The sequence below is a fragment of the Bremerella volcania genome (assembly GCF_007748115.1).
Classification (GTDB): Bacteria; Planctomycetota; Planctomycetia; order Pirellulales; family Pirellulaceae; genus Bremerella; species Bremerella volcania.
The window spans coordinates 436591-450423 of the sequence record NZ_CP036289.1; the positions used below are offsets into that span (position 1 = coordinate 436591).

Annotated in this window: 12 protein-coding genes; 5 read left to right on the forward strand and 7 right to left on the reverse strand. The window is 58.2% G+C overall.

What is annotated here, in order from left to right; all coding sequences use genetic code 11:
- Window positions 1–101: 101 nt before the first annotated feature.
- The 7 genes from Pan97_RS01820 to Pan97_RS01850 all read right to left on the reverse strand — a co-directional run bounded on the left by Pan97_RS01820 (window position 102) and on the right by Pan97_RS01850 (window position 6819).
- Entirely contained in the window at window positions 102–1109 is a 1008-nt protein-coding gene (locus tag Pan97_RS01820; protein ID WP_144970207.1) for a Gfo/Idh/MocA family protein, read from the reverse strand.
- Window positions 1110–1283: 174 nt separating this feature from the next.
- Window positions 1284–2486 (reverse strand): FG-GAP repeat domain-containing protein, encoded by a 1203-nt coding sequence (locus Pan97_RS01825; RefSeq protein ID WP_144970209.1) that lies wholly within the window; start codon window positions 2484–2486, stop codon window positions 1284–1286.
- 73 nt (window positions 2487–2559) lie between these two features.
- Window positions 2560–2949: a VOC family protein gene (locus Pan97_RS01830; protein ID WP_144970211.1), complete on the reverse strand. Its 390-nt coding sequence runs from the start codon at window positions 2947–2949 to the stop codon at window positions 2560–2562.
- Between the two features lie 366 nt (window positions 2950–3315).
- Window positions 3316–4512, reverse strand: a complete 1197-nt coding sequence (locus Pan97_RS01835; RefSeq protein ID WP_196782245.1) for a Gfo/Idh/MocA family protein — start codon at window positions 4510–4512, stop codon at window positions 3316–3318.
- A gap of 89 nt (window positions 4513–4601) precedes the next feature.
- Entirely contained in the window at window positions 4602–5312 is a 711-nt protein-coding gene (locus tag Pan97_RS01840) for an MATE family efflux transporter (RefSeq protein ID WP_144970213.1), read from the reverse strand.
- Between the two features lie 32 nt (window positions 5313–5344).
- On the reverse strand, window positions 5345–6067 hold the full coding sequence (locus tag Pan97_RS01845; protein WP_144970215.1) for a hypothetical protein: 723 nt from the start codon (window positions 6065–6067) through the stop codon (window positions 5345–5347).
- Window positions 6068–6129: 62 nt separating this feature from the next.
- Window positions 6130–6819, reverse strand: a complete 690-nt coding sequence (locus Pan97_RS01850; protein WP_165698567.1) for a hypothetical protein — start codon at window positions 6817–6819, stop codon at window positions 6130–6132.
- Window positions 6820–7056: 237 nt separating this feature from the next.
- On the opposite strand from Pan97_RS01850, the gene Pan97_RS01860 reads away from it, so the two are divergent.
- The 5 genes from Pan97_RS01860 (at window position 7057) to Pan97_RS01880 (ending at window position 13814) form a co-directional block, all read left to right on the forward strand.
- Complete coding sequence (locus Pan97_RS01860; RefSeq protein WP_196782246.1) at window positions 7057–9081, forward strand: ATP-dependent DNA helicase; 2025 nt, start codon at window positions 7057–7059, stop codon at window positions 9079–9081.
- A gap of 38 nt (window positions 9082–9119) precedes the next feature.
- Entirely contained in the window at window positions 9120–9716 is a 597-nt protein-coding gene (locus Pan97_RS01865; protein WP_144970221.1) for a hypothetical protein, read from the forward strand.
- A 307-nt stretch (window positions 9717–10023) separates the two neighbouring features.
- Window positions 10024–10791: an imidazole glycerol phosphate synthase subunit HisF gene (hisF, locus tag Pan97_RS01870; RefSeq protein WP_144970223.1), complete on the forward strand. Its 768-nt coding sequence runs from the start codon at window positions 10024–10026 to the stop codon at window positions 10789–10791.
- 69 nt (window positions 10792–10860) lie between these two features.
- Window positions 10861–12009, forward strand: a complete 1149-nt coding sequence (locus tag Pan97_RS01875) for a type IV pilus twitching motility protein PilT (protein ID WP_144970225.1) — start codon at window positions 10861–10863, stop codon at window positions 12007–12009.
- Complete coding sequence (locus Pan97_RS01880) at window positions 12009–13814, forward strand: GspE/PulE family protein (RefSeq protein ID WP_144970227.1); 1806 nt, start codon at window positions 12009–12011, stop codon at window positions 13812–13814. Before Pan97_RS01875 ends, Pan97_RS01880 begins: the two co-directional genes overlap by 1 nt.
- Window positions 13815–13833 lie beyond the last annotated feature (19 nt).

The window sequence follows — 13833 nt, forward strand, 5'->3', positions numbered from 1 at the left end:
ACTTCGAGTCGGAGTTTCAGTAACAAGGCTACGCCAAGTGACTTCCAACAAAAAAAGCCTGACCACATGCGTCAGGCTTTGCGTGAGTCAGCCATGCTGGCTTACTTCGTCACCATATGACTAACCGATTCCCAGCGACCCGAGCGTTCGCTACGGAAGACGGCTTCGATGACTTCCATGTTGGCCACCGCGTCGGAGATCGGCGTGGGGACGTCGGTGTCTTCCAGGATGGCCTGCGACATGAGGTCTCCCTGGATCGTGTATTGATCGGCCACCGGCAGTTCGATCTCTAAAATCTGTTCCCCTTGCTGATGCCACATGATGCACGGCTTGTCAGGCGGGGCGTTGAAAGGGATCTGGATCTCGACGCGTCCTTCGGTGCCGAAGATGTTGACCCGTTGGTACGGGGCGATTTTCGTGCCGCAGGTAAACGTGCTCATCAGGCCGCCGAAGTCGATCATCACCGACGAGACGACGTCGGTTTTGAACTCTTCGTCGCGCGTCACCGAAGCGATCACCTTTTCGGGCTCTCCTTCCAGGATGAACCGCGACAGCGAGATCGGATAGCAGCCAATGTCCATGATGCCGCCGCCACCCCAGTCGGGATTGTTGCGGATGTCGGTCGGGTTGTTGTTGTAATACGAGAAGAAGCACTGGATGGTAACCGGGGTACCGATGCCCCCTTCACGGACGATCTCGCGGGCCTTCTGCCACTGCGGGTGATGGCGATACATGAACGCTTCCATCACCTTCAAGTTCGGGTGCTGGTAAGCGATGTCGGCCAAGTGCCGGGCGTCTTCCACATTCAGGCCGATCGGCTTTTCGCACAGCACGTGCTTGCCGGCTTGCATCGCCTTGATGGCCCACGGCACGTGCAAGTGGTTGGGCAGTGGAATGTAGACGGCGTCGATCTCGGGGTCTTCCAACAAGGCTTCGTATGAACCGTACGCTTTGGGAATATGGAGTTGGTCCGCAGCTGCCTGGGCGCTTTCCAGCGAGCGCGAAGCGATGCCGGTCACTTCGCAATATTGCCCTTTCTGCATCCCAGGGATGACCTTGACCGTGCCGATCTTTGCGGTGCTCAGCACACCCCAACGAACTTTACTCATCGGGCCTGTTCCTATTTCGTTCTTCATGATGTGGGGAGATAAGATTTCGCTCTTGGCAGGTGAAATCCAGTGTAACGGTCGATTCGGAATTCACCCAGCGATATTGAAATTTTGCGATAAAAAATAGTAGGAACCACCCGGTAAACAGGCAATGTTTGAGAATCTTGGCGAGTGCTATTGAGTTTTGTTCCAGTAGATCTTGGCGTTGTGCGTTTGCCTGCCGACCGCAACGACGTCTGCCTTGCCATCCCCATTCAGGTCCCCTACGGCTAAATCTTCGATCGCGACCGCCCCAGGGTCAATCACGGTTCGCTGGAATTGGGATCCCTTGGCATCCTGCGGGTCGAAAATTCGCAGTCCGCGGCGCGTGCTGTCGGTCTGGTCGTCTCGCACGCCGATCACCAGTTCTTCGTCCGCATCGTCGTCCAGGTTCGCACACCAGACGGCATGTCCCCACTTCAGCTGGTCGTCCAGGACGTGCCGCGTCCAGAGACTTCGCAGCGGCTGATCTTCCGGCTTGGTGTAGACCACAATCTGGTTGCCGTGCCACGGTTCGATGGTGGCGATGTAGCGGTCGCCATTGGCCAGCCGGCCGACCTTAACTTCGCTGGCACCACGGCTGGGACTGGACTCTTGGTCGCCGCTGCCCAACTGCGACTTCTGCCAGGTGCCATCTTCCTGAAGCTCGTGCAGGTAGATGCCTTCGTAGCTGGCCGAGATGATGTCGGTCTTGCCGTTGCCGGTAAAGTCAATCGGCAGGAAGTTGTGCATCACGTGCAGCGAGTTGTCGATCATGTGGACTGGCCATTGGTCGCTGGTCGGGTTCTTGGGAATCTCGAGCGCGATCAACCGCACGCCACTTTCCGCGAAGTGAGGTCCGGTGGTGCCCGGGCCGAACAGGGGGCCGATGATTAGTTCTGGTTTCTCATCGCCGAGGACGTTGGCAAAGCGAATCCGATGGGTGCTGTGCTCGTTGCGGATGGGGTGCACGTTCCAGTGATCCCCCTTGGCACCCTCGGAGGTGATCCACTGGATGGTGCCTCGCTGCGTTTTGCCGCCACCCCAGCCGGCGGCCACGGCGAAGTCGAGCTGACCGTCACCGTTGATGTCCGCGGGGGCGAACGCCACGTTGTCGGCGTTGGTCTGGCCGGGGCCGAGGATCTCGTGCTCGGTCCAGCTGGGATTTTCCAGCCAGAGGATGCGCTGTTGATCGACGATGCAGATGTCGAGCTTGTCGTCTCCGTTCATGTCGAGCAGACGAACGGCGTATCCGACGCCCAGTTCGGTTTTCAGCTCTTGGGGCTCGAACGAAAGTTCGTCGGCAAACGTCAGGCCGGGGAGCAGCAGGAGAAGTAGTAGCGTGGAGAGCATTCGCATGGGGAGCACCTTCAAGGGAAAGAGGGAAGATGCTCCCGATTATTGACGAAACAGCACGCCGAAACAAATCACTCTAGGCCAGCAGCTTCTCGACCCGCGTTACCAACTGCAGCGTCAGTCCCCACGGGTCGCGGAGAAAGCAAACCAGGTCGCCGTTGGGCTGCGTGTCGATGGGGCCTTCTTCCTTCGCCCCGGCTTCGATCAGTCGCGTGCGGTCTTTCTCGATGTCGTCGCTCACAAACGCCAGGTGAAAGTGAGCCGGCGGGACCTGGGACTGATCAGGCACGTCGAACTGATCGTTGAAGTACAATTCGATCAACATCTGCCCCCCGTCGTCGGCCAGGAAGTGGGCGAACGGCGGCTGCTTGCTTCCCTTCTGGATGGTCATCCCCAAGTGCACGACATACCAGCGAGCAACGGCAATCGGGTCGGCAACCTGGAGGGCGAAGTGTTCGATTTTCATGGCGTGATTGTCTAGAGTGTTTGGGAATCTTCTGATTGAGCCGCATGTTTGGCTGCAGCCATTCGAGTGACCGGTTGCCCAAGTTTCCTCAGGCCTGGAAGGCCGACCGAATGTAGCCAGGGGCGAAAGCCCCTGGTAAAAGGCATCAACAAAAGCAAGCCCTGGAAGGGCGACCGAAACAGAAACTCGATACTTCGGTCGCCCTTCCAGGGCTCAAGAGTATTCCGCAGTCCGCAACCAGGGGTTATCACCCCTGGCTACATTCGGCCGGGCCTCCGGCCCTCAAGAGGAAGGAAACGGGCGGGTGATGATCTGCCTGTTCATCCAGCTTGGTACACGTCACTTGTTGACTGCATTCGAAGCGAATTATCGGCGAGCCGCGTCGTGCTTCAGCGGCAGCCAGGCGCCGTCTTGCCCGCTGCTGGCAACGCACTGTTGGATGAAGTACATCCCTTCGACGCCGTCGTGAATGTTCGGGTAGATGGTGTCCTTCTTTTCGAAGTCCTTGCCCAGCGCTCGCAGGGCCATCGCGTCGAACGCCGCGCGATAGATGTTCGCAAACGCTTCGAAGAACCCTTCGGGATGACCGGCCGGAATGCGGCAGGCGGCATCACCCATCGGGGTCATGAACGGGGCACCGGGGCTGCGGGTGTAGATCTTGTGAGGTTCGCCGTTCTGGCGGAAGATCATTTCATTCGGGTTTTCCTGACGCCACTGGATGGCGGCCTTGGTGCCGTCGATTTCGATCGCCAGGTCGTTTTCGCGGCCGTGGCTGATCTGCGAGGCGGTCAGCGTGCAGAGGGCTCCATTTTCGTAACGAATGACCGTGGTGCCGTAGTCGTCCAGCTTGCGTCCTTCGACGAAGGTGGTCAGATGCGAGCTAACCTTGTCCGGCAAGAGGCCGGTCATGTAGCGGCCGAGGTTGTAGGCGTGAGTACCGATGTCGCCGTAAGCACCGGCGGCACCACTTTTGGCTGGGTCGCTACGCCAGGCGGCTTGCTTCTGGTCGGTGTCTTCCAGCTTGGTCCGCAGCCAACCTTGGATGTACTGCACGCGGATGGCGTTGATCTCGCCCAGGTCGCCGTTGAGGATCATCTCGCGGGCCTGGCGAATGAGCGGATAGCCGGTGTAGTTGTGCGTGACGGCGAAGACGGCGCCGGACTTCTGCACGACTTCGTACAACTCTTCGGCTTCGGCCAGCGTCAGCGTCATGGGCTTATCGCACATGACGTTGAAGCCAGCTTCCAGGGCCGCTTTGGCGACTGGGAAGTGCATGTGGTTGGGGGTAGCGACCGAGACGAAGTCGATCCGTTCGCTTTCGGGCAGGGCGTTTTCCTTTTCCAGCATTTCCTGGTAGCTGGTGTAGGCCCGGGCTTCGGGGATGTCGTAATCGGCGGCGGAAGCTTTGGCCCGCTCGGGATTCGAACTGAGTGCCCCGGCGACCAGTGCGGCGCGGTTATCGAGGACGGCGGCGGTAGCATGCACGCGGCCGATGAACGAGCCGGAACCACCACCGACCAAAGCCATTCGCAATTTACGATTCAGATCACCGTTGGTAGCCATGGGGCGAATCTCCTCAGAGAATAAGACAGGCAAAGCTTGGGGATTGTTTCAACAGGGAACGCTTGTTTTAACACACCAAAGGGGGCGTGTCAGTCAGGCGTGTTGCCTTGCTCGCTATCGAAGGCGGCGCGGACATCGGGGTCGTACAGAAGTGCCACCCCCCAGATCGCCAGCCCTAGCGGCACGACCATGAGAGCTGCCGGGTAGGAAAGTGGGATTATGGCCAAAATCATTCCCGTGCGGGCGGTGGCGTAATTTCGCATCACGCGCGCTTCGTTCAATGCAATCAGGGTCACGACTTGAACCAATAAGAGCGTGGCCATGCCCCCCAAGGCGCCGAGCGTTTGCGAATCATCCGTCGGGTTGTCGATCAGCGCCAGGACGCGACTGCTGACGGCAAGCAGGCTGAAAACCAACATTGGCACTCCCAGGGCCAATAAAATAGCCGCCAGGTTCTTCAGAGTCTTTTGTTTTTTGGTCGTGTCACGCGGGTGGCCCGGCCTTGGCGTCGATGGTCTTTCGATCGGTGGTGGAGCAGGCTGGTCGGCAAAGGGATTGGACGAGGTTGGTTCCTGGGGGTCCCAGCGCGACTCTTTCTTGCCGGAAATGCCCAGCGGGTCGTCGTCGACTTCCGAAGGAGCGAATTCCGGCTGCTTGGGTACCGTCAGCAGGGTCGTATTCCCGTGGAAGGGAATCTGGACGATCGAATAGCATTCGGGACAGCGTGTCTTTTTGCCTTCCGAACCATCGGGAACGCAGATAGACCGCCGACAGGTTTCGCAGTGAAAACTGATCGGCATCTCGGGACTTTCTCAATTAGGAAGGGCGAAACCTACGGCTGGCGGAATGCGGCTTTGACGGAATCGTCGTTCATCATTACGATCCCCCAAATGCCAAACAGCATCCCGATCAAGCAGGCGCATCCTCCACCAAAGGGCGTTATCGACAGGATGAAGCCGGTCATGACCAAGGCATAGTTGCGCACCGCAAACGCGCGGATCATCGCCGCAATGCACAACAAGCTCAATAGGAAGGGGAGACCAAACATGATGAACAGCGCGATGCTGGCCCCGACGATTTCCGGAGTATCCTTCAGTTCGCCGCCGCCTTGCAGTTCGATGATCGTGGCAATCGCCCACACGGCCAGCAGAAGCAGCCCCAGACCATTGCACAGCAAAACGCCAATCGCGGGGCCCATCAACTTCGAGCGGGCCTCGGCACGCGAAGCTGGCCGAGGGGAGTACGACGACTGAGCAGGCGACGAGTAGGGGTTGGTTGCCGGAGGGCCAAACGGATCGGGGGCATCGCCAAAGGGGTTGCTCGAAGACGCCGCGGCAGGCTTCGGCTCGGGAGTCAGGTCATCCCACATCGATTCACTTTTGGGCGGCGGCTGCGGAGGAGGTGTGGGCGCGGGCGGAGGTGCCGAGCCAAACGAGTTCTTATCGGGAATGACCTGGACCTGCTGGCACTTGGGGCACTTGGTCTTTTTGCCTTCGGTGCCATCGGGCACGCGAACCGTTTGATGGCAATTCGAGCAGGGGAAGTCGATCGACATGGATAGGCACCTGATCGGTTCGGGGGAATTTCAACGCAGTAGCAACACGTGCCGACGATGGACTAGGAAGTGAACTGGCGCTGGACGGTATTATCCGCCAGAACCATCATTCCCCAGATACTAATGGGAAGCGAAAGGGGAAAACAACACGAACAAGGAAGAAGCGTGATAATGAAGCCTGCCCAGGCCAGGCCATAGCTCTTGAGATCGCGGGCCTGCATCAGACCGAATACGGCAAACCCCAACAGCCCGATCGCGAAGCCGAAACCAATCGCGTACGTGGCAAGCTGCACGACGACGTCCGTTCCGCGGGCCCCTTCGCCAATGATGCCGATCACCGAGACAATCAGCGTCACCAGGTTCGACGCGATTCCCAGACCGGCCAGAATCAGGCAGATGAGCACCGGCGTTTGCAGCTTTTCCATTGCCTCCATGCGGGCCGAACTGACCTTCACGGCGTCCTCGCCGAAAGTGGGGGCGTAGGGGTTGTCGGAGCTGCCGGAGTCGAAATCGCCGAACGGGCTTTTCTCTTGCTTCGCAGGCTCCGGCTCGGCCGGCTGAAAGGCATCACCCACCCCAGATCGACGCGTCGGGGCCGGTTCGCCCGGGGAGTCCTTAAGCCTCAGTTCGTCCGATTCAGACGGCACCGGTTGAATGGCGCTACACTTGGGGCATTTGGTTCGCTTTCCCTCGGCTCCATCCGGGACGCGAATTCTATGCTTGCAAACGGCGCAATCGAAGTCGATCGGCATCGTGGATGACTTTCTCAACGCAGAAGAACGATACGAAAAGGTCGGCCAGAAAGAACCGGTCCTTAGTCTATTCCAAATCGTGGCCCTGCTCTAGCTTACGTCGCGACTTTTACCCATCGTGGTGGGCAGTTCGCGGCATTCGCGATAGAGTTAAGGGTTGCGGACTTGTCCTTTAGCCAGAGAGGACAAAGAGATCACCGAGAGGAAGGCAATGAAAGGCAACCACGGATTTCACGGATGGATAACCTGTCAATCGAGGACGTTCTGGGGCCCCAGGGGCTGATCGCTCGTCGATTAAAGCAATACGAAGAACGTCCCCAGCAGATGGCCATGGCCCAGGCCGTGGGCAAGGCGCTGGCCAAGAATCGCCACCTGGTGGTCGAGGCCGGTACCGGCGTCGGCAAGAGCTTTGCCTACCTGGTGCCGTCGATTCTGTGGGCTTGCGGTCAGCAGGGGAGCGGTGAGAAGTCACGCCGCGTCGTGATTTCGACCCATACGATCAGCCTTCAAGAGCAATTGCTGGAAAAGGACATCCCGCTGATCAACGCGGCCATCCCTTTAGAGTTCACCGCCGTGCTGGCCAAGGGACGCGGCAACTACGTGAGCCTCCGCCGGCTGGGTGCGGCCTCGCTGCGCAGCGCCAGCTTGTTCGACAAAGACGAAGAGACCGCCCAGCTTCGCACGTTGAAGGAGTGGTCGAAGAAGACGGCCGACGGATCGCTGAGCGATCTGGACTTTCGCCCGGCCATTAAAGTGTGGGACGAAATCGCCAGCGACAGCGGCAATTGCCTGGGACGCAAGTGCCCGACCTACGACGACTGTTTCTACTACCGGGCACGTCGCCGGATGCAGAACGCGCAGCTGCTGATCGTGAATCATGCGCTCTTCTTCAGCGACCTGGCCTTGCGGCGGAGTGGCGTCAGTTTGCTGCCCTCGTACGACGCGGTGATTTTCGACGAAGCGCACACGCTGGAAGGAGTCGCAGGCGATCACCTCGGGATGTCGGTCACGTCGACGCAGATCGACTTTGCGTTGAACAAGCTGTTCAACGAACGCACTCAAAAAGGTCTGTTGGTGCATCACGAGTGCAGCGACGCGATGAACCAGGTGGTGCACACGCGTTATCGGGCTCAGCAGTTCTTCAACGAGCTGGATAGCTGGCTGGAGGAAAACCCCGGAGGCAACGGCCGCGCGACCGTGCCGGAGTTGATCCCGAACGTCCTTTCGCCGGCGCTGGCCAAGCTGGCTCAGATGGTGAAGTCGGAAGGGGACCGATTCGAAGAAGAAGGAACCCGGCAAGACTTCCATTCGCTGTCGGACCGTATCTTCCTGATGGGAGACTCGATCGAAGCGTGGCGAATGCAGAAGATGGAGCACACGGTTTACTGGGTCGAAAGCAGCCAGCAGCGCGGGCCGTATCGACGCGTGAAGCTGTTCGCCACGCCGATCGAAGTGGGGCCAGTGCTGCGGGAAGAGCTGTTTCAGAAGGTGGACAGCGTCATCCTGACCAGCGCGACGTTGTCGTCGTCGCCTGACCAAGGCTTCGACTTCTTCAAAGATCGCATCGGCATCACGCGTAACGACGAGGTCACCTCCGGCAGTCCGTTCGACTACAAGAAGAACGTCAAGCTGGTGCTGGTCAAAGGAATGCCAGACCCGAGCAACCGCCGCGACTACGACCAGGCCTTGGCCGACATGGTGAAGCGATACGTCGAGCAAACGCAGGGGCACGCGTTCGTGCTGTTCACCAGCTACGACATGCTGCGCAACTGTGCTTCCCGTGTGAGCCGCTGGATGAGCCAGAACGGGTACACGCTGTTCAGCCAGTCCGACGGCATGCCACGCGGGCAGATGGTGCAAAAATTCAAAGAGACGCCTGGCTCGGTGCTGTTTGGAACGGATAGCTTTTGGCAAGGGGTCGACGTGCCCGGCGATGCCCTACAGAACGTGATCATCACGAAGCTCCCGTTCAGCGTGCCAGACCATCCGCTGCTGCAGGCTCGGCTGAATCAAATCAAAGAACGCGGCGGCCAGCCGTTTTCGGAATACCAATTGCCCGAAGCGATTATTAAATTACGGCAAGGTTTCGGGCGATTGATCCGTGGGCACTCCGACAAGGGAATCGTGGTGATCCTCGACCCACGCGTGCAGACGAAGGGTTACGGCCGGGCATTTTTAAAGGCGCTGCCAGAGTGCCAGTTGGTGGAAGATAGCTTTGCTCAAGCGGGCTCGGCGAGGCCGGGTTGGGATGATTATATTTAAGTTTAGGACGTTTGCCGCAAATAGGCTGGGAGGTTTCGATGAAGTTGCCCGCACGATTCGTTTCGTTCATCTTTGGCTGCCTGCTTTTTACTCCGGTCCAGGCGTCGTTTCCGATCCCGCTGCCGTTCGATCGGCTTGTCGACGAGTCAACGACGATCGTGAAATGCGAAGTGATTCGCATGATGCCGCTACTGGCGGAGGACGACGAGCAGGTCTCCGATCAATCGCTCGGTCAATACTTGGGGCCCAAGTGCTTTTCGTTAACGAAGGTCCGCGAGGTATGGAAGAAGCATGCGTTTGATGACCAGGATGAGGCGGCCGACGAATACGACCAGCAAGATCTGCTGACGATTGCCCACGGAGACGGCAGTCGTGGGATCCGCGGCCTGAGCCACGATTTGACCGAAGGTCGGACCTACATTCTTTGCCTGAAGTTGATCCAGCCGGGATTATATCAATTGACCGACGGCAACTCGGTCTACCCGGTATTCGAGGGAAAAGTGCCCCAGATGGGGATCAACATGCGGGATGAAGATATCGCGAAGAGCAAGCCTGTTACGGTGAAGCAATTTAAAGAGCGGATCTTGAATGAGATCGAAAAGGGTCGGGCGGTTCAGGGACGGGTGAAGGAATGATGGCATGTTTCGGTCGCCCTGCCAGTGCTTTCACTCTTTTTAGATGCGGATAATCAGGGGCTTACGCCGCCTGGCTATATTCGACCGGGCCTCCGGTCCTTGGGGTTAAGAGCGCCGACCGCTTTGGACACTGTTTTCATTGCCATGGGATGCGCGGAAATTGATCGCTCCCTGTCCCCTCCACACCCAGGTGGGGTTAGTTGACCCTGACTCCCGTCCCGCTTACAGTAGATTTGCCTTTCTACGGGCCCTTTTCTGGGTTCGGTTAAGTTTATGCAACCCTTTCTGAAAGCTGCGGTTAGCATCGATGTTGGCCAGCCGTGTCATACCGTGTTTGGATGTGAACCAAGGGCGTGTCGTCAAAGGAACGAACTTCGTTCAGCTGCGCGACGCCGGTGACCCGGTCGAAGTCGCTGCGCGCTACGAGCGCGAAGGGGCCGACGAGTTGGTATTTTTGGACATTACGGCCAGCCATGAAGAGCGCGACATCATCCTCGATGTCGTGCGGCGGACGGCGGAAGAGGTGTTCATGCCGCTGACGGTCGGGGGTGGCATTCGGACGATGGAAGACATTCGTTCGCTATTGAATGCCGGGGCGGATAAGGTCTCGATCAATTCGGCGGCCTGTAAAGATCCCGAGTTCGTCAGCCAGGCAGCCAAGCGATTTGGCAGCCAGTGCATCGTGGTGAACATCGACCCCAAACGCGTGCAGAAAGATGGCCAGGAAGTGTGGGAGGTCCACATTAACGGAGGCCGCAAGCCCACCGGCCTGGAGGCGGTCAGCTGGGCGCAGAAGGTGGAAGAGCTGGGTGCCGGCGAGATCGTGCTGACCAGCATGGATCGCGACGGAACCAAAGATGGCTACGACCTGGAAGTTACCCGGGCCGTCAGCGAGGCGGTAACCATCCCCGTGGTGGCCAGCGGTGGGGCAGGGCATCCCGAGCACCTGGCCGACGCCATATTGGAAGGGAAAGCGGATGCCGCCCTGGCGGCGAGCATTTTTCACTTCGGCCAGTTTACAATTCATGAAACGAAAGAATTGATGCGCGACCGCGGAATTTGCGTCCGGCTTTGATTTCACGGCCGTCGCGAATCAAAATGAGGGGCTTGTCCTCGAACGTTCAGGAACTGAGGTAGAAGAGTCATGGCAGAAATCGACGCAGCGATAGCCGAGAAGTTTCTCTCGCAGGATAAAGAGTACGAAGTCGACAAAATCTTCCGCGCGCTGGTGAAGCTGGAAGGTTCCGACTTGCATATGAAAGTGGGCCGCCCGCCGATTGTGCGAGTGAACGGTACGCTCAAGAACCTTAATCGAGGACCGATCGACGCCGAAGAAATGTTGCGGCTACTCTGGCCGCTCATGGACGCGCGAAACGAGCGTATCTTTAAAGAAAACGGCGGTGCCGACTTTGCCCACGTGGTGGACGTCGATGGCGAGAAGTGGCGTTTCCGTGTGAACATGTTCACCCAATTGGGTAACGTCGGGCTGGTGGCTCGTCGTATTAACAACTGGATTCCGAACTTCGAAGGGTTGAACATTCCTCCGGTGATGGAAGAGCTGTGTAAGTTCGACCAAGGGATGGTGCTGCTGGCCGGGGTGACGGGTTCCGGTAAAAGTACGACGATCGCGTCGATGCTCAACTGGATCAACCGGCACTACTCGAAGCACATTCTGACGCTGGAAGACCCGATCGAATTCGTCTACACCGAAGATAAGTGCCTGATCAATCAGCGCGAGATCGGGCAGGACGTGAAGAACTTCGAGATCGCGATGGGGCACGCCGTGCGTGAAGACCCCGACATCATCCTGATTGGTGAAATGCGTGATCAAGAAACGTTCCTCACGGCCATTCACGCGGCGGAAACGGGGCACTTGGTGTTCGGAACGATCCACGCTTCGAGTGCTTCCAGTACGATTGGCCGTATTCTCGACTTGTTCCCCGAAGAAATGCATGGCTCGATTCGCAGTGCCATCGCGTTCAATATGAAGGGGATCGTCGCCCAGAAACTTCTCAAGTCGATCAAGCCGGGCGTGGGCCGTGTGCCGACGGTCGAGATCATGACGATGAATCCAACCGTCCAGAAACTGATTCTGGAAGGGAAGGACAGCAAGCTGCCCGATGCGATCCGTATCGGTAAAGACGACGGTATGCAAGACTTCACGATGAGCCTCAAGTCGTTGATCGATAAAGAACTGATCGATCGCGAAACCGCTTTCGCCGTGGCACCAAACGTCGAAGCGTTGAAGATGGCACTCAAAGGCATCAATGTGGCACAACCTGGGATGGTTTAATGCGAAGAATCGCTCTTTTGATTTTGGTCCTTTTATCTGTCGGGCTGGTTACGGCATCTTCCGGATTCGAGTCGACGTTGCTGGCTCAAGATGGCGGAGCGGCCCAGTCGGCCCCGGCAGCCGCCCCGGCGAACACGCCAGCCGCGTCGGATGACTCGGAAGGCAAGGGGTTTTTCGTCAACCCATTCCTGCTGTTGCTGGTCATCTTCCTATTTTGCGCGTGGGTTTACACCACCGACTGGATCGGCCAGGACTGTCCGGAACGGAAACTATCGCCGGCGACCTGGGTTGTTCCGAACGTCTTTGTATTCGGTCTCACGTTTTGGCTCTTATGTGCGGCGATTCCCTTTTTCCTGGGATATTTGCTGGCCATCCTGGCCTGGGCCGTGCCGCTGGGCATGTACATCAAGACCCGCAACGCGCTGTTGGATCCTCACGAACGCGTGATGACGAAAGATCACATTCGCTACGTGATCGGTTCGTGGTCTGGGGGTAAGGTTAAACGAGAGTTGAAGGAAGCCTGGGACCGCGGACCGGAGATCCAGATCACGGCCATGGGTGCCGACGCGAGTAAGAACACCGAGAACCTGTATACGGCTCGGAAGATGCCGGATGCCTATGTCTGGGTGAAGGAACTGATCTACGAGATGATCGCTCGGCGGGCATCCAAGGTGATGATGGATTACACCAAGGAAACGGTCGCGATGCGTTACTTGATCGACGGCGTCTGGCTCGCCGGCGAAAACCGCGATCGAGAATCGAGCGACCAGATGCTGGCCGTCTTGAAGCTGGTGTGTAACTTGAATCCCAACGAACGCCGCGCCCGTCAATCAGGCGAGTTCGAGATCAAGTACGACGTTAAGAAGAAGGTGATCTGCTCGATGAATTCGCAAGGCACGCAGACTGGCGAACGAGTGCTTCTCGCCGTGCCTGCGCCCACCGCGAAGCTTGAGACGTTTGAAGACCTGGGAATGCGTGAAGGCATGATTCAGGAAGTCAAGGGATTGATGGGGGCTCCCAACGGCCTGTTCGTATTCACGGCCCGTCCCGAAGGCGGCTTCACGACCCTGTGGCACACGGGGTTGTCGTCGACCGATCGCCTGATGCGTGACTTCGCGGGGATTGAATTGAAGGATAGCCGCGAGCCTGAGGTGATGAACATCGCGCTCAAGTATTACGATCCCGCAGCCGGCCAAAAGCCGGAAGAGGTTTTGACCTCGGTGATTCGTAACCAGCCTGATGCCCTGTTCGTCCGTCGAATCGACACCCCGGAAGTTTTCAATGTTTTGCTCGACCAGGCCAACGGAACCCGGATGTGTTTCACGACGGTGAACGCGAAAGAGGACTGCGCGGAAGCGGTCTTGCGCCTCCTTTCACTGAAGGTTCCGGCAGACGAGTACGCCAGTGCGTTGAACGGCGTCCTGTATACGCGTCTGTGCCGACGACTGTGCAAAGGCTGTCGTGAAGAGTTCCAGCCCAGCGCGGCACTTCTCAAGCGATTGGGCATCCCGCCGGATAAGGTAGACAAGCTCTACAAGACACCCACGCCTCCTGGCCCGGACGACCCGAAGAAGCCGCCGTGCGAGCATTGCGGCGGCATTGGTTACTATGGCCGCGTGGGGATCTTCGAGTTGATGAAAGTCGACGATGGCATCCGCCGCGCTATTGTGAAAACGCCTAAGCTGGAAGCCATTCGAGCCGCTTCCAAGCAGGCAGGCAACAAGACGCTTCAAGAGGAAGCGATTCGACTGGTGGCCACGGGGGTGACTTCGTTGGAAGAAATCAGTCGCGTCCTTAAAGAGTAGCCTCGTAGTTTCGTGTTTC